Raw genomic sequence first — 18,772 nt, 5'->3', positions numbered from 1 at the left:
AATGTCGCATTCACATCATCACCACCATCATCATAGCGGCGATAACAAATTGTCGCTTGCCGTTGTGATTAATGTATTACTGACTGTGGCGCAGATTATTGGTGGCATTTTGTCTGGCAGTATGGCGCTTGTTGCTGATGCACTTCACAATTTAAGTGACGCAGGTGCCATTGTTATTGCAATTATTGCGCGGCGAATCGCAAGAAAACCAGCCACCAGCGTAATGTCATTTGGCTATAAACGCGCTGAGATCCTTGGTGCTTTGATCAATAGCACTATTTTAATATTAGTTGGCTGTTACCTAATTTTTGAAGCGTTTAGTCAATTTTTAAATCCATCGCCCGTTGATGGCTGGATTGTTGTTTACATTGCGGCGATTGCGTTGGTGATTGACGTTGCTACAGCGTGGCTTACATACAAAGCTGGAGCAAAGGACAATTTAAATTTAAAAGCGGCGTTTATTCACAATTTATCAGACGCTTTAGCGTCACTTGTTGTAATCATTTCAGGCACATTAATTATTTTATATCAATGGTATATTATCGATTTAATCGCCACAATCTTGATTTCTGTGTACGTGCTTTACCATGGCGCAGATTATGCGAAGCAAAGTGTTATTATCTTGATGCAAGGCACCCATGCTGATGTCGATGTTGATAGTGTGTATTCAGCAATCTTAGAACAAGATAATGTGTCAGCAGTTGACCATTTGCACGTGTGGCAGTTGGACGACACAACCCTTCATCTTGAGGCCAGCATTACACTGAGTAATGATGATTTGCAGTCAGTCAAAGACATGTTAGCTAAACGGTTTTCTATCACACATTCGACAATCGAAACCTTGCCTTGTACACAATCCTTTAAAGGCTGTTATTTAACACAGTAACGGCACGTTTTCGCTATATCTTTACTTGTTAAACTTTCTTAGTCTAGAAAGTTTAACAGCCTAAAATTTCATAACTGCCTAATATCACGTTAAAAATATTGAAAATCCACATTATATGAGTGATAATGCAAATCACTCTCATTACATGGGTTTAATAATGTTTCGTTTTGGTGTTTATTTATATTTTCTATTGTCAGCTGGGGTGTGTTTCGCCAGCACCGTTGGCAATTCTCACGAATTTTTTCATTCAATTAAACTTAAAAAAGACCAATATATAACCGGAGAGTTTTCGTTTTCACAGCCTTTTATTAAAGCAGAGTTAATTGACGAAAATGAACGTCTAGTGCGAGTGTTAGCTAAGCAGCAGAACACCTTTAAACTGTATTTATTAGCACAAAGGGATCAGCAGTATAAAGTACGCGTAATCAGTGCTAATAAAAATTTAGCGACGATTAATCTCTCTGAGCCTATTTCACAACCAGCAGTGTCAGATAATGAAACGTTACTTAGTCCCATCATGCAATCGTTAGTAACAAGGCTAAAAGGTAATAACAAGGTCAAGGTGGTAGATGATTTTTGGCGAAATGTTGAAAAAGAGGACACACCTTTAGTCGAATACGAGCAAACTGATGCGCTTGTAACATTTTTGTGGCGCGGCGCGCGTCATAATGTACGACTATTCGGCGCGCCTTTTGGCAGTCATCAAGATTTGGAAAAAATAGAAGGCACTGATATTTGGTTTAAAACGTATCGTTTACCAACAGACAGTTTGATTTCATATCAATTAGCACCAGATGTGCCGCATGTACCTAATCAACCTCGCGCTTCGCGAATTGCCATTATGGCCACTAAACAACAAGACCCGCTTAACCCAACAACATGGCAATTTGAAGGTACCGATAACTACGCAACACATTCAATTTTAACATTAAAAGATACAAAACATTCGCCGTATTTACGCGATGTTTCAGAAAATTTTTACAGCTTGACGCAGAGCACTATCGCGAGTATTCGCCTTAACAACACACGTGATATCGCCATATACAAACATAAAGATGCAACACCACAATCACCAACAATTTTGTTTTTCGACGGAAAAAATTATCAGTCAAAACTAAAAGTACCCAATACGCTAAGCAACTTAGTAAACGACAAAAAAATTCCTCCTGTTAATGCGGTATTTATAAGCAATGTATCTAGAAAAACCAGAGGCCAAGAGTTGCCACCAAATCCAGATTTTGCATGGTTTATGGCAAATGAACTTATGCCTTGGCTGACAAAAAAAGGATTATCACCAAGTGCACAAAACACGGTTTTATCGGGCTCTAGTTTCGGTGGCCTCGCGTCAATGTATGTTGCAATGCAATACCCTGATGTATTTGGCAATGTGTTAAGTCAATCTGGTTCATTTTGGTGGTCGCCACGTGAAGGGAGTAAAGAGCAAACAGAACCGCAGTGGCTAACGCGTAAAATCGCTCGCGATAACTACAAAAAACTGTCGATTTACATGAACGCAGGAGTATTTGAAACAGGTTATTTCACAATTGATATTCTGGAAAGTAATCGCCATTTGCGTGATGTACTCAACGCAAAAGGCTATACGGTAAAGTACCACGAGTTCTCAGGGGGGCACGATTCTTATGTTTGGCGTAATGAATTGGCTGATGGACTGATTTATTTATTAACAAACAGGAAGATAATAAACGATGAGGTTAAATAAGCTTGCAGCATTTGTCAGTACATTAGTCGTTAGTAATTACGTATATGCGGACGACGCTCAAATTAATGATGTAATTGTAGTGACAGCAACGCAAGGTGAACAAACATTACTTAATGCACCAGCCTCGGTGAGTGTTATTGATTTTGAAGAAATCATCAAGATCCCAGCAACGGATATTACAACCAGCCTACAAGACGTAGTCGGGGTTAATGTACGCCGTTCTGGAAATGGTGAAGCATCCGTTAGTCTACGAGGGTTAGACCCGAGCTACACATTGTTACTGGTTAACGGCAAGCGAGTGAATTCACGCGAGGCATTAATTAGAGGCTCGTTTGATTTGTCGAGCATACCAATGACGGCAATCGAACGTGTTGAAATTGTTCGCGGCCCAATGTCAGCTATTTATGGTAGTGAAGCCATTGGTGGTGTAATTAACGTCATTCTAAAAGAAGCAAACAATGAATGGCAAACCAATGGTAATATTGACTACAGTACGCCAATCGATGGCGGCGGCGAGCTAGCACGAGTTGGTGTGTTTTCAAGTGGTGCTTTGATAGATGATAGGGTTTTAGCGACGTTCGGCGTGAACTGGAGCGATCGCAACCCTTGGCAACCAGATGATTCTGACTATGGAATTACCTCTAAGACAGAAAAACAACAACGTGCAGGCGTAAATACGAGTGTGTTATGGCATGTCACATCGCAAGATACGTTAAGCGCGAACCTTGAATACCTAGAAGAAGATAAAAGTTATAATTTATGGCAAGCGCCTGATGGCTCGTATGTCGCTAACTTTTATGAGAGTGAACGCGTTAATTTTGGTGTTAATTATGCGCGAGAATGGCAGTGGGGAAACAGTGAGTTTAACTACTATTTTGAGCAAACAGATATTCAAGAAGATAACGCTCGCTTAGCGTTAACAACGGGAACGCAAACAAATCACAATGTAGATGGTCGAGCAGTATTTGGAAACGAAAATCATTTGATCACAACGGGTTTTGATGTTTCTGATAATACACTAAGTCACCCTAGAGACTACGCAAAAGAAACCTCAAATACTCAGTTTGCAGCCTACATACAAGATGAATGGGCGCTTTCTGATGAAATGACTGCGACGTTTAGCGGGCGTGTTACCGATCACAGTGAGTTTGGGTCACATTTTAGTCCACGTGCGTATTTAGTGTATAACGCTAACAGTGATTTAACGTTTAAAGGCGGTGTCGGTACAGGGTTTAAAGCACCCGCTATATGGCGCAGTAGTGCTGATTTTGCAACGATAAGTTGTGGTGGACGCTGTGTATTAGTTGGTAATCCCGATTTAGAACCTGAAAAGTCGGTGAGTTATGAGTTATCAGCAAGTTATCAAACTGATTTTGGCTTTGTTAGAGCAACTGTATTCAATAATGAAATTGAAGATATGATTGCACGTGACACCAGTACATTTGTCGGTGTAACGCCAGATAATCAGCCAATGATCCAACATATCAATATCAATGAAGTGACGACAAAAGGCATTGAGTTCGATGTACTTTGGCAGGTACTTGATACGTTAGATCTTAGTTTTAACTATAGCTATATTGATAGTGAAAACAAAAGTGACAAGCTCCCGTTAATTAAAACGCCAAAACACCAATCAAATGCAAAATTAAATTGGCAAGTTATTGAGTCACTCAGTACCTATGTCAATCTGAATTATATTGGTGAACAGTATATTGAAATGGCACCAACATGGCAGAAAACACCAGCAGATGGTTATGTCATCGTTGACTTAGGAAGCCGTTTTTCACTATCGCAAACAATTGCTTTTAGGGTGGGTATTACCAATTTATTCGATAAACGTATTGACCAAGACGCATTCGATTATGGATATGCCGAGGTGGGAAGAAGCATTTTCGCAGGTGTAGATTTTAGCTTTTAAACTAAACGTGGTGCGTTAAAGCGCACCACATTCGTTGTTGTTTAGGGTATTAACTTGTTGCTGAGTTTCCCATGCGCCAATTGTAATAAAACAGTAGCACAGTAGCTCTAAACCTTCTTGAATAATGGTTTTTACAACAAAGGCGTCTTGGCTTACAACATCGCGCCAAAAGCTACCAGTACCAAAAATACGGCTAAAAATAATCAATACAATAACGCCTACGATTACCTTGTTCATGGCCGGTACTCGCAGTAAGTTAACAAACTCAGTAAAGCCGCTTTTTCCTCGTTTTGAAAACAAAACTAACGTAATAAGCGTTGTAAACATGGCTGGGTAAAACCAAAAACCATGGGTAATTTTGTCAAACCAAAAGTCACACTCTCGTATTAACAGGGCGGTAAAAAATCCAAATACAAGTAAGCTACCGGCACCAACGTTTGGCGCCTTTATTATTTTGTAAAAGCACAGATTGATACAAACAAGTGCTAAGCCTTGCAAGGTTTCAGTAAACGAAAGTTCAGGAATACCTTGTAAGAAATAATAATCTAAGCGAATGCTGACATTAACAATTAGACAGACAGCGATGATTGCGATTATGTAGTATAAATTCCATTTTATTACTGCATTATTTGTTTTTTGTGATGTCACAGAGACTAAAGTATTCACAATTAGCGTTCCTGCTATTAGTACGTAGCAGGAGTGTAGGCCTAGAATTTAACGTGGTAAATATTACTTCTGTAAGTCTTCGTCTAAAAGTGTAAGGGTCTGTAAGAAAAGGTTAAAGTAAGGTTAATAATGTAGCAATGTATACCTGATTACTACATTAATCTAACCTTGTTAATAATTACACTAATTTACGCTGAAATAGCGCAACGGCTTGTTGATACATTTTTATAGCAAGTGCAGCGTCGTAACGTTCACCTTCGTCGCGCATAAACGCGTGTTGCGCGTTAACTTCTTGCCATTGAAAATTGATACCAGTTTGTTGGCAGGCTTGATAAATTTTTATACGTCCATCCACTGAAACATGTGGGTCTTGCTTGCCAAAGATAAAGTGAATTTCACCTTTAATATCTGACATCCGTTCTAGTGAGTTATTACCTTCTTTCGCTGGCAATGTATCACTGTGAATATCCGTCGCATACAAACAAAATGCCGCTTTAATATTAGGGTTTAACGCTGCGCGATAGGCAAGGTGGCCGCCAATACACACGCCCATTGCGCCAACATTACCAGTGCAATTGGGTAATGCTTTAGCAAATTCAATTAAAGCAACTGTATCACTATCATGCGATTCAAGTGGCTTATTCCATTTATCTTGATTACCTTTATCTTTACCTGCGTCATCGTAGGCAAGTACGGTACCGATTGGGTTTAGCTCGTGAAATACCTCAGGCACTAAAACATGAAACCCATGGCTCGCTAAAATTGCAGCAGAACGCGCTATTGGCGCAGTTTGTTGAAAAATCTCGGAATAAAAAATAATGCAAGGGTAGGTGCCAGAATCAACAGGAGAATAGCAATAAGTGCGCATAATACCTGTTGCAGTTTTTATATCGTGCTGGTGGTTTGAAATGATCATAGTAAGTTTAACAATTGAATTTGAGTAGAATTGTAATTTTTTCACGCAACAATTGCATATGAATTTAATTAACGAATAGGCTTTTCAAGTTCGCTAAAACCATCATTAAGGGTATCAATTTTACTTTGCAATAAGGCTTGTGCATCGTAAATACCTTGGTTGTAAAAGGCGGCTCCTAGCTCCTTTGCAATAAAGTCTAATAGAAAATCGGCATCAAATTGGCCTAGTTCAACGTCGAGTTCTTTATCAAAGTAATCTTGCAGTTTGCTAATGCACTGTTGTTTATCGTGTTGGTTTAGTTTTATGGTCATAGTTGGCACTGTTTGTAACTGTATGGCTGTTAATACTAAAGCGTGTTGGTCGTTACTGTCTATTGTTGCATCAGATTTTTGCCATTGAGCCAAAGGTAAGTCATTGTAGTGTTTGTATTCTTTTTAAATACTCAATTAAAACGTATAAATTCTGCACAAACATCATACATTCAGACGTAAAATTGTGTATTTAGTCGCAAACGGGTGTGTTTTTACGCGTAGATGTTTAAAATAAATAGAAATAATTATCATTAATGTAAAGTGAGATAGCTATGTGTGTCGTGCGCGTAAGGTTAGCCTTAGCCTTTATCGTTTTATTTTTTAACACTTCGTTGCTAACAGCAAAGGAAATTGCCGTTGATTTAATTTACCCCCAAGTAAATCAATTCTCAGAGCAACTGTCGCTGTCGGGCACGATTAAATCAAAGCAAGATGCCAAGGTTACCGTATTACAACAAGGTGTAGTGGCAAAGCTATTTGTTGAGGCGGGCGACCATGTAAGCGCTGGTGATACATTACTTGAATTAAACAGCAGTATTGCAAAGGCCCAGTATCAGCAAGCTTTAGCAAGCTTAGAGGCAAGCGAAATAGCCTATCAAGAAGCAGAGCGTTTGCTTCAAGAAGTAATTAAACTGTCAAAGCAACAAGTGGTTGCAAAAACATTAATTGCTGAGCGCAAAGCAACACGTGCTAAAGCGTTAGCTTCTATGTCTCAAGCAAAGGCGTTGCTTGCTGAGCGAAAAGAAATTGTAAATCGACATACGCTTCGTGCGCCATTTTCAGGTGTTATTGTTAATCGTTTTGCGGAGGTGGGTGAATGGGTAACGCCACAAGCCACTGTTTTTTCGTTAGTTGCAAATGACAAATTACGACTTGAACTTGAAATTCCACAAGAGTATTACGCTAATTTTAAGCAAACGAATTTAGTTGCGAACATCACACCAGATTTGCAACACGCAAGCCAATTTAAAGCCAGTATTTCTAATGTCGTTGGCGCAACAAGCGAATTATCACGCACCTTTAAAGTATTTATTGATATTGATAAATCAATCGCACTCATTCCGGGTATTTCAGCAACGGCAACAATAGCACTCCAGCAATCAGCACAAGAAAAACTATGGCTGCCAAAAACGGCATTAAAGCACCATCCAGATGGCGGATACAGTGTGTTTTCTGTGACCAACAATGTAGCTAAACGTCATATCGTTAATGTGATCGCAGAGCAAGCAGAACGCATTGCCGTAACGAACGCGCCGAGTAATCATGCATTTGTTATGAGTGGTGTTGAAGCACTCAGCGATGGCTTAAAAGTAACGGTAAGCTCAGTTAAGGGAAGTGCGCAATGATCACAGCGGCAGTAAAACGCGGCACGTTAGTTGCGGTTTGTGTACTGATCACCAGCATATTGGGATTAGTAACCGCGCTTAACATTCCGGTGCAAATGATCCCCGATCTTGAAGTCAGAACTATTACTGTGCAAACCGGTTGGCCTGGTGCGACACCACAGGATGTAGAAAAAGAAATCATTATTGAACAAGAACGCTATTTACGCGGCCTTGCGAACCTGTCACGTATGGTGTCTTACAGCGAAATGGGCTCTGCTAGCATTGAATTAGAGTTTCCGTTTGGTGTTGATGCCAACGATGCACTTATTCGAGTTAACAACGCGCTAAGTCAAGTTCCGGCATACCCTGAGAACGTTGACCAACCGCGACTGTTTTCAAGCTCATTTTCTGGCAATGCATTTATGTACTTTACGCTCAAACCATTGTCGGGAAACCCACTTGAGTTAGATGTCGATTTGCTACGCGACTTTGCTGAAGACTATGTACGACCGCGCATGGAAAGTGTCTCGGGTGTTTCAGAAGTGCGAGTGGGCGGCGGTGCGCAAAGGCAAATTCAAATTAAAGTGAACGCACACCGATTAGCACAACGCGGGATTAGTTTACCAGAATTAAGAACCGCAATTCGTAGCCGTAACAAAGATGCCTCAGCGGGTGATATTGAATCAGGCACAAGCCGTTATTTGCTGCGTGTAGTATCGCGCTTTGAAAGCTTAAACGAGTTAGAAAACCTGATTATTGCACGTAAAAATGGTGCAAATATTCTTCTTAAAGAAGTGGCTAGCGTAACGCTTGACCATTTTGAAACACGTGGTATGTCTTTTTCCGATGGCGAACGTACATTAAGTTTATCGGTACGCCGTGAAAGTGGCTCTAACGTACTAGCAATTAAAGATGCGATGTTACCGATTGTCGCTGAGCTCAATCAACAACTGTTGAGTCAAAATGGCCTAGAGTTAAAATTGATGAGCGATGATGTGAAATACGTGCGTAGCTCATTAAAAAATGTTTGGGTAAACTTGGCGTTAGGTGGCTTACTTGCAACCTTAGTCATGTATTTTTTCTTGCGTTCAGGTCGCGCCACGTTGGTGGGTATTATTGGTATTCCACTTTGCACCATCGCTGCGTTTTTAGCGCTGAGTTTATTTGGCCGCACCATTAATGTTATTTCTCTTGCTGGTGTGGCATTCGCAATTGGTATGACGGTGGATAACACCATTGTAGTGCTAGAGGCGATTGTGCAATCAAAGGTTAATGGCACCAGTAAACGCGACGCCGCAATTAACGGGGTAAAAGAAGTATGGCCAGCAGTACTTGCATCAACCGCAACAACCGTCATGGTATTTGCGCCAATTTTATTTGTGCAACAAGAAGCCGGCCAGCTTTATTCTGATATTGCTATCGCGATTTCAGGTGCCATTATCGCGTCTATGTTGGTTGCGATATTTATTGTTCCTACGGCTATTGCCAATATAGGTAAAAAACAAGAACTCAGTGAAGGTAAGCAGCTGCAACTGTCAAACAAGTGGCTAAAACCAGCAGCATGGCTCAGCAAATCAACAAAACGCGCGCGTACTGCTGTTGCCATTTTCGTTGTAGGTATTTTGGGTAGTGCACTGTGGTTTATGCCTGCGGCAGAATATTTGCCTGAAGGAGAAGAACCAAAAGCGTTTTCTATGATGATTGCGCCGCCAAGTTACAACTTGTCTGAAATGCAAAAAATCGGTAAAGAATTACGGGAATATTTTGATGGGTATATTCACGCTGATAGCGCCGATTTTATTGCCGGTAAAGAGGCGATGCCACCGCTTGATTATTACTCGATGTCGGTATCGGTGGGGCGTATTTGGTTTTTAAGCGCACCGGTTAATCCAGACCATATCAATCAAATGATGGAAGCAGTCACCGATAAATTCCGCGCTTATCCGAATATGCGCGCATTTAGTTCGCGAGGTTCAATTATATCAAGTAATGATGGCGGCACGCGTGCAGTTGCAGTAGATATTGCGGGCAGTAATATTATTGATTTATACGGCGCGGCAGAAGCCGTTTATGAGCAAGCGAATGTGGTGTTTGATAAGCCGCAAATAAACTCAGATCCCGGCTCGTTAGCGCTTGAGCAGCCGTTAGTTGAAATTAAACCGCGTTGGCAGCGCTTAGCCGAATTAGGCATTAATAACAATGACTTTGGCTATGCAATTGCGGCAATGAGCGATGGTGCTTATGTCGATGAGTTTATTCTAAACGATGACAAAATTGACATGTTTTTGTTTAGCGGTGCTGGCAATCGCCAAAATATGGCAGAGCTTGCCAGCTCTCCAATCGTAACGCCTGCGGGTAATATTTTACCGCTTCACGCTTTGGCTGATTTAACCAATTCAAACAACAGTAACTCAATTCGTCGTGTTGACGGTAATCGTACTGTGACTGTGTACATTATTCCGCCGCGAGATGTTGCGTTAGAAACAGCGGAACAATTAGTGCGTAATGAGTTGTTACCGGCGCTTTGGCAGCAAGGTAAAATCGCGCAAGGCATAAAAGTGAATATTAGTGGCGCAGCTGACCAATTAGAAGCGACAAAAGAGGCGCTTTCAAGTAACTTTATTATTGCCTTGGCACTGAGTTACTTATTATTGGTAGCCATATTTACACATTGGCGCTATCCGTTATTTATTTTGGCAACAGTACCATTAGGCATGGCGGGCGGCCTATTAGGCCTTGTGCTTGTTAATGGGGTAAATAGCGTATTAGGCAGTATTGGTTTAACTAGTTATCACCAACCGTTTGATATGATCACCATGTTAGGCTTTTTAATTTTGCTTGGCACTGTGGTTAACAATCCAATTCTTATTGTTGATCAAACCCGCCGTTTTGTTATTAAACACGGATTAAGTGTAAAGCAGGCAGTTGAACAAGCTCTTGAAAAACGCTTAATGCCCATTCTTATGTCTACTGCTACTACCTTATTTGGCCTAGCGCCACTTGTGTTAATCCCTGGGGATGGCACAGAGCTTTACCGCGGGGTAGGTGTGATTGTAATGAGTGGTATTTTGGTGTCTACAATACTTACGCTGACATTCTTACCCGCATTACTTGTTGCTGTGGTAAAAGAAAAATAATAACGCATTTGCGTAATTGTGCTTTGTTTATAAAAGGCCCGAGTTTTAAGGGCCTTTTTTTTGTGCTTTGGCAATTGGTTTACTGCGCGTTAACGGGTAAAGTCTAAAATATACCAAGCTAGCTATCTAAAACCATGTCATTAGAGCGTTATATACCGTTTCGTAAGTCTGATGTTGTGAGCATGTGTCAAACACTGCTACCAACTGAAAAACACACATCATTTAACGAGTTTGCAGAACTCTTTTCTAGCATTATTCATTTTGAATACCATAAACGTTTGGAATTATTGAAAGATAATTATGCACCGTTTGACCCGAACGCAGATACGCGTTCTTTAGCGCCGTTATCTGAAAACGATAAACACACGTGCCAAAAACGTTTTGCGCAGGCCTTTAGCGATATTCTAAACGCGGCTAATTTTGAGCGGATCACCGACCAAGATTTAAAAGACGCGTTAAGCGAAGAATCACTTTTTAAAGTAAGGCTTGAGGTAGCGTTTGATGATTTTGCTGAAGTGGTTTTTTACCGCCGCGGCGCCTCTCAAAAAGATGAAACATTACGCACTTGGTGGGGGCTTAAGAAACAAGCTATTCGCTTTACGAATTATGAGCGAGTTGCGGTGTTTATCCGTTTTAAAGACGAGGCGTACTTTCAACACGCTAAAAAAACGCCGTTAGGTTTTGAGCCCGGTTCAACCATTATTAAGCTGTTTCAAAACGTACCAAAGGCTGATTTAGAAATGCTATTTCCTAATAGCGAAGTGCGCATGAGGCCCATAGATAAAGTGATCATAAGTGCATCAGCCGCTGTTGGCGGCGCCGTTGTCTTAGTAACCAAATTGGGCGCATCGATTATTTTGCTGGTTGCGCTGTTATCGTATTGGTTAGGATTACGAAGTGAAGGCGTGGAGTTTAGTCAGCAACATTTAATCAGTCTTGGACTTGGTTTAGGAGTATTTGGCAGCTTTATTTTTAAAGAATGGACTAAATTTAAAAATCGAAAAATTAAGTTTATGAAAGCGTTATCAGATAACCTTTATTTTAAAAACTTAGACAACAATGCAGGCGTGTTTCATACACTAGTCGACGCGGCAGAAGAAGAGGACTGTAAAGAAGCGATTATCGCATATAGCTTTTTACTTAACGCTGGCAAACCGCAAAGCGCAGACGAATTAGACAACGCAATTGAAAGCTGGTTTGAACACAATTACCAATGTACCTTAGATTTTGAAATTAGCGATGCGTTAGCTAAGTTAGAACGTTTTAAACTCGTTTCAAAACAACAAGACGGGTATACCGCATTGCCTCTCAAAAATGCCAAAAAGCAATTAGATAATTTATGGGATAACTTTTTTCAATATTAAGTGTCAAAACACATAATGTGTTTTAGTGTTTGTAATATCGCTTTATAAAACTGGTTTAGGAGTGTGTACAGTGATAGCCCATTTAAAATCTTTACTATCTAAATTTAACGACACCTCGGTAGAGCGCGCTGCAATTGACTTTGAAACGGGCTTGGCGGCTTTACTTGTAGAGGTGATGCGTGCCGATGGCAAAGTGCTCACTGAAGAGTTAGAGAATATTCAAAATACATTGATTCACTATTGTGAGTTAGAACTGGATGCTGCAAGCCGCTTATTAACAAAAGCAAAGCAATTGGTTGAACAAGCCATTGATCTATATTCGTTTGTTAACGTAGTAAACGAACATACTAGCGATATTGAACGCATTGAGATTATAGAACTGCTATGGCAAGTAGCATTTGCTGATGGTCAAGTTGATGGGCAAGAAGATCACGTTATTCGTAAAATCGCCAGCCTAATGTATGTTACCCACGCTGACTTTATTCAGGCCAAGATTAATGTTGATGAGAGCAGAAAACAGTAAATTTGAGCTAACCATAAACTTATACAAAGCGGCTTTATGCATTTTCGCCTTTAGTGCATACAGCGCAGAAACTGTCACGCTCCATAACTCAGATACAGAGGTGACGTATAAAAATTTGTCATCACTTTCAATGTCTCACCAAACAAAGGTAAAAACGTGGTTAAACTTTGGCATTAATGCTAATAAGCGTGTGTTGGGTTTACCGAGGCAAGCGCATTACTATTTTGATTTAAATCCCCGTTACTTTGCCACCGAACCCGTACCCTGGGCGCGTATTAATAGAGGCGTTTTTGATACCGTTGAGCTTCACTTTTATCGTTATGCGTCGCTTACAAGCTTAAAACGAGATTGGACCTTGTATCATGAACTCTCTCATCTTTATCATCCGCTATTTGATTATAAAGACTTTTGGCTTGCCGAGGGATTGGCGACTTACTTACAAAATCGCGTTATGTTACACAATCAACTGATAAGTGGTGATGAATTTATCCATCGCATTAGTGCGGGATTACAGCGAGGTAAACTTAATACTAAACAAAATAAAGGCCAATTAAATAGCGTAAGTGAAAATATGTGGCAACGTAATGCGTATCAGCGGGTTTATTGGACCGGTGTTGCGTTTTTTATTGAAGCTGAATCTCAGTTGAAAGCGCAAGGCAAATCTGACTTAGCGTCACTAATCAAGCAGTATCAAATGTGCTGTCGTGAAAACGAGCAATATGCGAGTGTTCAGCAAGCCAAACAGTTTTTGCAATCGCTCGATAGATTATCACGCTCAGGTATTTTTACGTCGCTTTACCGTCGTTATCAAACACGACAAGATTTTCCGGCAATTTCAAAATCTCAAATAGCCTCGCTAATTACGCCTTTTACACCTAAATCGCAATTGCAATAAGTAAGTTCATTTAAGGTTAATTTTTCACCTGCTAATTTTTCTTTTGAAAGTGTGTAAATACAAAACGTTTTAGGAAAACTAAGATGAATATGCAATTAAGCCGCGAAGAATTAACCATGTTGTTAGGTGATAACAATCATGTTGATACTATGAATGTTGAGCAAAATGACGAACTGTCATCCCTTATCACGCGTTTTGAGGGGTTACAGTTGGAGTTACACAATCTATTGTGTTGCAACGTTGAAAAAGGCGATAAAGCGTTATTGTTACAACAACTTAATCGCCTGACAATATTAAATGATGAATTTATAAATGAACTTAATCACTAACTATTTAGCGAGTACTTCGGTCATTTGTGAACTCATTTGATAGTCACTTTGATGTACGCTTGATAGTAAATGCCATTCGCTATGCGCTTTTTCAGCGGTAAATGTTACTGTCATAAAACCACGCTGATGAATATTGGCATATTCAAGGTCGTCAACTAACAATTTAAGCGCTTCGGCAAATTGTAATGCCATTTGCTCCGGTAATTGTAGGTAGTATTCAAGTCCGGGCGAGCTTACAGAGCTTGTTGCAAACTCATAGCCACACACATTACCTTTCCCGTCTTTTAGCTGTCCACCCCACGCGTTGTGAGTATCACCTGCAAGCGCAATTAAATTCTTATTAAATTCATTGGCCGTTTGTAAAATTAACTCGCGTTCAACTGGGTAGCCATCCCATGCATCTAGATTGTATGGTGCCAAAGTGGTAACGCGGGCTTTTTCCATTTCTGTTAGGGTTGGATCGCCTGCCAGCAATCGACCTTTAATTTGCGCAAGCTCTGTTAGTGTTTGTGCTGTTTGTGCACTTGGGTTAGCCAGTTCAGCAAGTAACTCAGCTGGAATATGCATACGGTTCATTAATACTTGCTGGCCAAGCACTTGCCATGTTGCATTTGAGTTAATCATGCCATCTTGCAGCCAAATTAATTGGTCAGTACCAATTAGCTTTTGTGTTGGTTCGATTAAATCTAAGATAAAGCGGTTACTATCAATTTGACCTGTTACTGGATCAATGTAGTTTGCATAATCTAACGGTTTTGCGCGACTTTCATGACGGGTGTCTAGCATATAAAGCGATACCAGATCACCATATTCAAATTGGCGATACAAACTTTCAGTTTGCCCCTTTACGTAAGGACGAATTGGCATCCATTCAAAATAGGCTTGTAATGCGGCAAGCTTACGCGCTGTAAAATCACCTTCACCATCGTTGTGGTTTTCCGCACCGCTTTTAAATGAATCATTGGCAACTTCATGGTCATCCCATACCGCAATAAATGGGCTATTGGCATGAAGCTGTTGTAATGATGTATCACTGCGATAAAGTGCGTAACGTTTACGGTAGTCTTCTAGGGTGATAATTTCGCCCGCATTATCGTCAGCTAGTTCACGGCCAAGTGCTTGTGCATTTTCTGTGGCATAGCCGCCCATACCGTATTCGTAAATGTAGTCGCCAAGGTGTAATACTGCGTCAATATCCGTTAACTTGGCCGCTTCAGCGTAAGCGTGGAAATAACCTGCAGGGTAGTTTGCACACGACATTACAGCAAATTTAACCGAATCAATCGAACCTTGTGGCAGGGTTTTGAATTGACCTGTTGGTGATACTTCATTTTCGGTGACAAAACGATAATAGTACTTGCTACCCGAGTTAAGGCCTGCAAAGTCAATTTTTACTGTGTAGTCGTTTGATGCCAATGCAACAACGCTTTGTTGCACTCGGTTAATGTCAAAATTTTCGTCATCAGCGATTTGCAGCGTTAAATTAACCCCTTGTGGTGCGCCACTTGGGGTAACGCGTGTCCAAAGGATTATTGCATCACTAAGTGGGTCGCCGCTGGCAACACCATGATTAAAATTAATCGCAAAATCGTTTTCAGCAAGCTTGTTATCATCGTCGCTATTACAACCAGTAAGTGACATCGCAATTGTCGCGGCGCCAAGACCATACATAGAGGCTTTTAAAAAATTTCGGCGTGAGAAGTTGTGACTCATAAGGTGACCTTTTGTTTTTTTTATTATCATAGCTACCATATATGACAAAATTAGGTCTGGTCAAACCTCCAACCACCTCATTGTTAATGGATGTAACAATTTTATTATTAAATTCCTTAGCTTATTGAGATAACAATTACTTAAAAGCGCAGTTTTTATAAAAGTGCGCTTTTATTGATAACGTTTCGACGATTATTAGATTACAAAATCGTAATTACTTGGTCTTTTGCTAAACGTGATTTTGGTAAAGTGGCGTTGTAATCTTCGCTTTCTTCATGGTAACCAATCGCAAGCGCAACTTCACATACGTAACCGTCTAATTCATCGGCAAATAATTCGCTGATCATTTCTTTATCAACGCCTTCCATTGGTGTTGAATCAATATCTAAACGCGCAACTGTGTGCATTGTATTACCCAGTGCAATGTAAGTTTGCGCCTTAGTCCAATGTGCGTTGTTACCATGTTCATCCGTGTTTAAATCAACAAACGCAAACGCACCGAATGCTTGTTCTTTATTTTCAGCTAATGTACGGCCATTTTTTATATCAGTATCAATCACCTTTTCATAATCGCTGCGGGCATATTTAGGGTTATAAGCGAATAGCAACGTATGAGATGCTGCCTTAATGTGCGGCTGATTAAACTGGAACTTGTTAACAAATGTTTGATGCATGCGTTGTTTCGCTTCATCAGAACTAATCACAATAATTTTCCAAGGTTGTGAGTTAATTGACGATGGAGATAAGCGAATAGCTTCTAAAATGATATCTAAATCTGATTGTGAGATTTTTTTACTCGCATCGTAACGTTTACTTGTATAACGACGATTTAGGTCAGTAATAATTGGGTGTGTCATTGATTGCTCCTAACAAACAAGGTGCTGTTAAACTTGAGCCTATTGTAAAACTTGATTATTTAAATAAAAACACGGTAATGTTTGAATCATTATCAAAAAATAATAGTTAATATGTTAATAACCGATTTAAAACTCATTTTAAAAATTGCTGAACTTAACAGTATTTCTGCTGCGGCAGTATCCCTTGATATGCAGGCAGCAACAGCCAGTGCAGCGTTAAAACGTGTTGAGGCCGAGCTTGGTGTGGAATTGTTTGTTCGTACTACCCGTCATTTGAGGCTGTCAAACGCCGGTGAGCGCTTTTTACCGCAATGCCAAGAAGCGATAAATTTACTCTCTATCGCCAAACAAAATATTAAAGCTGATAATAAAGACATTGAGGGCGAATTACGCGTTGCTTTATCGTCCGATTTAGGGCGAAACATTGTAATACCCTGGCTAGATGAACTACTTGATAGTTACCCAAATTTAAGTTTGCGCAGTCATATTAGTGACAGCAATATCGATTTTTATCGTGACTCAGTTGATTTGGCGCTTCGTTATGGCAAGCCAAGTGATACAAACTTATATGGTTTTAAAATTTGTAATATTCCAAAGCTACTGTGCGCAACGCCCGAATATGTAAGACACAATGGCGAACCAATTAAACCGTCTGATTTACAAGCGCATCAAGGGCTTTTTTATCAGCTACAAGATCGCATCAACGACACTTGGGAGTTTTTAGATAACGACAAGGTAATAAAAGTAAAAATGAAAGGTCGACGTGCGGCTAACGACGGAGATTTGGTGAGACGATGGTGTTTAAAAGGCAAAGGCCTTGCCGTTAAATCAGCGATAGATATTGCCGATGATCTGATTGAGGGCAGAGCAGTGACATTAATGCCTAAATTCCCCCATAAAAGTACCGAGTTGTGGCTTATTTGCCCAAGTAGACAATCAATCACCCCTGCCGTGCGATTAGTGCGAGATGAGTGCAGAAAACGCACGAAAGCGTTGCTGCAAAAACTGATAGATAAAGGAATTTTGACTAAAAGCGTACTTGATTAGTTATTTGAGTTAAAAAGAAAATTACGTTTAAACCTTTTTGATGGTGTGCTGCGACAAATAAAGTCAAAAGGGAGAGTTACAATGAACAAATTAGTACACGCAATTTTTTTAACCTTATCTTTGTCGGCATGTGCGGAACAAGCCGTAGACTGTTCGGTATTTGACGAACAAGCAAAATCGAAATACATCTTGCCATTTCAAAAAGGTGAATCCTATAAAGTAGAAGTTGCAACCGGCCATTACCGAGAAAGTAATGGTGGCGTAGGGTTGTATGCAGTTGATTTTAATATGCCTATAGGTACAACAATTGTTGCAGCCAGAGCGGGTGAGGTTGTAGCCGTTCGCGAGCAATTTGAAGATTGGAACGGGAAAGATTTAGCTGAGAATTTTGTCTTTATTAAGCATGCTGATGGCACTGTTGCGCGTTATTTTCACCTAACTCATTTAGGCGCTTTGGTAGAAGAAGGTGAGCAGGTAAAACAAGGTCAGATCATTGCTAAAAGTGGTAACACTGGGCAATCGGGTGGGCCACATTTACATTTTGATGTGCAAACATGCGGGCCAAATTTACCACCACACTATAACCAAAAACCATGTGGACAAACGTTACCCGTCGTTTTTGAAAATACTAAGCCCCATCAATGCGGTATTGAAGCTGGAAAAGTTTACAAAGCAATATAGTGCGTAATAAAAAATGAATAACCACAACCTTGAGGCTGTGGTTATTAATAAGTGGAATTTAGTTAAATTAGTCTTTTTGCGCCGCGATAACAGATACTTCCACTAATAACTCAGGACGCGCCATTGCAGCTTCAACGCAAGCTCTAGCAGGTGCATGACCTTCTGGTACCCATGCATCCCATACTTCGTTCATTTCTTTGAAATACTGCATGTCTTTAATGTATACAGTTGCGCTTAACATATGTTCGCGACTGCTACCTGACTCAATAAGTAATTCATCCACTTTATCGAGCATGGTTTGCGTTTGTTCTTTAATGCCTTTAGTGGCATCTGCGCATACCTGACCACATAAATAGACTGTTTTATTGTGAATTACGATGCGGCTCATGCGCTGTTTTGTTTGCATGCGTTGAATGGTCATACGGGTTCCTAAACTTTGGTGACATAAATTGGCAAAACTGTAGCAAAACAAACGGGTAATTAG

The 18,772-nt window shown here is 40.3% G+C and carries 17 protein-coding genes; 11 read left to right on the top strand and 6 right to left on the bottom strand.

Going from position 1 to position 18,772, the window contains the following annotated elements:
• Position 1: 1 nt before the first annotated feature.
• The 3 genes from AC2IOM_RS15400 to AC2IOM_RS15390 all read left to right on the top strand — a co-directional run bounded on the left by AC2IOM_RS15400 (position 2) and on the right by AC2IOM_RS15390 (position 4,524).
• The gene (locus AC2IOM_RS15400; RefSeq protein ID WP_486360310.1) at positions 2-886 is read left to right on the top strand and encodes a cation diffusion facilitator family transporter; all 885 of its coding nucleotides are present in this window, start codon (positions 2-4) and stop codon (positions 884-886) included.
• Between the two features lie 157 nt (positions 887-1,043).
• Positions 1,044-2,606 (top strand): alpha/beta hydrolase-fold protein, encoded by a 1,563-nt coding sequence (locus AC2IOM_RS15395; protein ID WP_486360309.1) that lies wholly within the window; start codon positions 1,044-1,046, stop codon positions 2,604-2,606.
• A complete protein-coding gene (locus AC2IOM_RS15390; RefSeq protein ID WP_486360308.1) occupies positions 2,593-4,524 on the top strand; it encodes a TonB-dependent receptor domain-containing protein in 1,932 nt (643 codons plus the stop codon). The genes AC2IOM_RS15395 and AC2IOM_RS15390 overlap by 14 nt, the downstream gene beginning before the upstream one ends.
• A gap of 15 nt (positions 4,525-4,539) precedes the next feature.
• On the opposite strand, the gene AC2IOM_RS15385 is transcribed toward AC2IOM_RS15390, so the two are convergent.
• The 3 genes from AC2IOM_RS15385 to AC2IOM_RS15375 all read right to left on the bottom strand — a co-directional run bounded on the left by AC2IOM_RS15385 (position 4,540) and on the right by AC2IOM_RS15375 (position 6,510).
• Positions 4,540-5,190 (bottom strand): hypothetical protein, encoded by a 651-nt coding sequence (locus AC2IOM_RS15385; protein WP_486360307.1) that lies wholly within the window; start codon positions 5,188-5,190, stop codon positions 4,540-4,542.
• 178 nt (positions 5,191-5,368) lie between these two features.
• The gene (locus tag AC2IOM_RS15380; protein ID WP_486360688.1) at positions 5,369-6,106 is read right to left on the bottom strand and encodes a dienelactone hydrolase family protein; all 738 of its coding nucleotides are present in this window, start codon (positions 6,104-6,106) and stop codon (positions 5,369-5,371) included.
• Positions 6,107-6,174: 68 nt separating this feature from the next.
• Positions 6,175-6,510, bottom strand: coding sequence for a DUF2164 domain-containing protein (locus AC2IOM_RS15375; protein WP_486360306.1), 336 nt, complete (start codon positions 6,508-6,510; stop codon positions 6,175-6,177).
• A gap of 179 nt (positions 6,511-6,689) precedes the next feature.
• Here AC2IOM_RS15375 and AC2IOM_RS15370 point away from each other — a divergent pair, with 179 nt between their 5' ends.
• The 6 genes from AC2IOM_RS15370 to AC2IOM_RS15345 all read left to right on the top strand — a co-directional run bounded on the left by AC2IOM_RS15370 (position 6,690) and on the right by AC2IOM_RS15345 (position 13,990).
• The gene (locus AC2IOM_RS15370) at positions 6,690-7,763 is read left to right on the top strand and encodes an efflux RND transporter periplasmic adaptor subunit (RefSeq protein WP_486360305.1); all 1,074 of its coding nucleotides are present in this window, start codon (positions 6,690-6,692) and stop codon (positions 7,761-7,763) included.
• A complete protein-coding gene (locus AC2IOM_RS15365; RefSeq protein ID WP_486360304.1) occupies positions 7,760-10,879 on the top strand; it encodes an efflux RND transporter permease subunit in 3,120 nt (1,039 codons plus the stop codon). The genes AC2IOM_RS15370 and AC2IOM_RS15365 overlap by 4 nt, the downstream gene beginning before the upstream one ends.
• 134 nt (positions 10,880-11,013) lie before the next feature.
• Entirely contained in the window at positions 11,014-12,243 is a 1,230-nt protein-coding gene (locus tag AC2IOM_RS15360) for a TMEM143 family protein (protein WP_486360303.1), read from the top strand.
• 70 nt (positions 12,244-12,313) lie between these two features.
• Positions 12,314-12,766 (top strand): tellurite resistance TerB family protein, encoded by a 453-nt coding sequence (locus tag AC2IOM_RS15355; RefSeq protein WP_486360302.1) that lies wholly within the window; start codon positions 12,314-12,316, stop codon positions 12,764-12,766.
• Positions 12,741-13,661, top strand: coding sequence for a M61 family metallopeptidase (locus tag AC2IOM_RS15350; RefSeq protein ID WP_486360301.1), 921 nt, complete (start codon positions 12,741-12,743; stop codon positions 13,659-13,661). Before AC2IOM_RS15355 ends, AC2IOM_RS15350 begins: the two co-directional genes overlap by 26 nt.
• A gap of 83 nt (positions 13,662-13,744) precedes the next feature.
• Positions 13,745-13,990 (top strand): hypothetical protein, encoded by a 246-nt coding sequence (locus tag AC2IOM_RS15345; RefSeq protein WP_486360300.1) that lies wholly within the window; start codon positions 13,745-13,747, stop codon positions 13,988-13,990.
• Here AC2IOM_RS15345 and AC2IOM_RS15340 read toward each other — a convergent pair whose 3' ends face one another.
• Both AC2IOM_RS15340 and AC2IOM_RS15335 read right to left on the bottom strand, forming a co-directional pair.
• Positions 13,991-15,703 carry an alkaline phosphatase D family protein gene (locus AC2IOM_RS15340; RefSeq protein WP_486360299.1) on the bottom strand — a complete coding sequence of 571 codons (1,713 nt, stop codon included), beginning with the start codon at positions 15,701-15,703 and terminating at the stop codon, positions 13,991-13,993.
• A gap of 200 nt (positions 15,704-15,903) precedes the next feature.
• Positions 15,904-16,560, bottom strand: a complete 657-nt coding sequence (locus AC2IOM_RS15335; protein WP_486360298.1) for a nitroreductase family protein — start codon at positions 16,558-16,560, stop codon at positions 15,904-15,906.
• Between the two features lie 111 nt (positions 16,561-16,671).
• Between AC2IOM_RS15335 and AC2IOM_RS15330 the strand changes: the two genes are divergently transcribed.
• Complete coding sequence (locus AC2IOM_RS15330; protein WP_486360297.1) at positions 16,672-17,607, top strand: LysR family transcriptional regulator; 936 nt, start codon at positions 16,672-16,674, stop codon at positions 17,605-17,607.
• Between the two features lie 81 nt (positions 17,608-17,688).
• On the top strand, positions 17,689-18,288 hold the full coding sequence (locus AC2IOM_RS15325; protein WP_486360296.1) for a M23 family metallopeptidase: 600 nt from the start codon (positions 17,689-17,691) through the stop codon (positions 18,286-18,288).
• Between the two features lie 67 nt (positions 18,289-18,355).
• Here AC2IOM_RS15325 and AC2IOM_RS15320 read toward each other — a convergent pair whose 3' ends face one another.
• A complete protein-coding gene (locus AC2IOM_RS15320; RefSeq protein ID WP_010559088.1) occupies positions 18,356-18,709 on the bottom strand; it encodes a RidA family protein in 354 nt (117 codons plus the stop codon).
• Between the last annotated feature and the right edge of the window lie 63 nt (positions 18,710-18,772).

The sequence above is a fragment of the Pseudoalteromonas sp. NS-SX12 genome (assembly GCF_057367955.1).
Note: the sequence above shows the minus strand (reverse complement) of the source record. Positions and strands in the feature narration are given on the sequence as shown.

Bases quoted from the DNA above. Each gene is read 5' to 3' on its own strand.
- AC2IOM_RS15325 (WP_486360296.1), top strand. From the start codon at position 17,689: ATGAACAAATTAGTACACGCAATTTTTTTAACCTTATCTTTGTCGGCA.
- AC2IOM_RS15345 (WP_486360300.1), top strand. From the start codon at position 13,745: ATGAATATGCAATTAAGCCGCGAAGAATTAACCATGTTGTTAGGTGAT.
- AC2IOM_RS15360 (WP_486360303.1), top strand. From the start codon at position 11,014: ATGTCATTAGAGCGTTATATACCGTTTCGTAAGTCTGATGTTGTGAGC.
- AC2IOM_RS15395 (WP_486360309.1), top strand. From the start codon at position 1,044: ATGTTTCGTTTTGGTGTTTATTTATATTTTCTATTGTCAGCTGGGGTG.
- AC2IOM_RS15330 (WP_486360297.1), top strand. From the start codon at position 16,672: ATGTTAATAACCGATTTAAAACTCATTTTAAAAATTGCTGAACTTAAC.
- AC2IOM_RS15350 (WP_486360301.1), top strand. From the start codon at position 12,741: ATGTTGATGAGAGCAGAAAACAGTAAATTTGAGCTAACCATAAACTTA.
- AC2IOM_RS15320 (WP_010559088.1), bottom strand. From the start codon at position 18,709: ATGACCATTCAACGCATGCAAACAAAACAGCGCATGAGCCGCATCGTA.
- AC2IOM_RS15400 (WP_486360310.1), top strand. From the start codon at position 2: ATGTCGCATTCACATCATCACCACCATCATCATAGCGGCGATAACAAA.
- AC2IOM_RS15340 (WP_486360299.1), bottom strand. From the start codon at position 15,703: ATGAGTCACAACTTCTCACGCCGAAATTTTTTAAAAGCCTCTATGTAT.
- AC2IOM_RS15390 (WP_486360308.1), top strand. From the start codon at position 2,593: ATGAGGTTAAATAAGCTTGCAGCATTTGTCAGTACATTAGTCGTTAGT.
- AC2IOM_RS15335 (WP_486360298.1), bottom strand. From the start codon at position 16,560: ATGACACACCCAATTATTACTGACCTAAATCGTCGTTATACAAGTAAA.
- AC2IOM_RS15370 (WP_486360305.1), top strand. From the start codon at position 6,690: ATGTGTGTCGTGCGCGTAAGGTTAGCCTTAGCCTTTATCGTTTTATTT.
- AC2IOM_RS15380 (WP_486360688.1), bottom strand. From the start codon at position 6,106: ATGATCATTTCAAACCACCAGCACGATATAAAAACTGCAACAGGTATT.
- AC2IOM_RS15365 (WP_486360304.1), top strand. From the start codon at position 7,760: ATGATCACAGCGGCAGTAAAACGCGGCACGTTAGTTGCGGTTTGTGTA.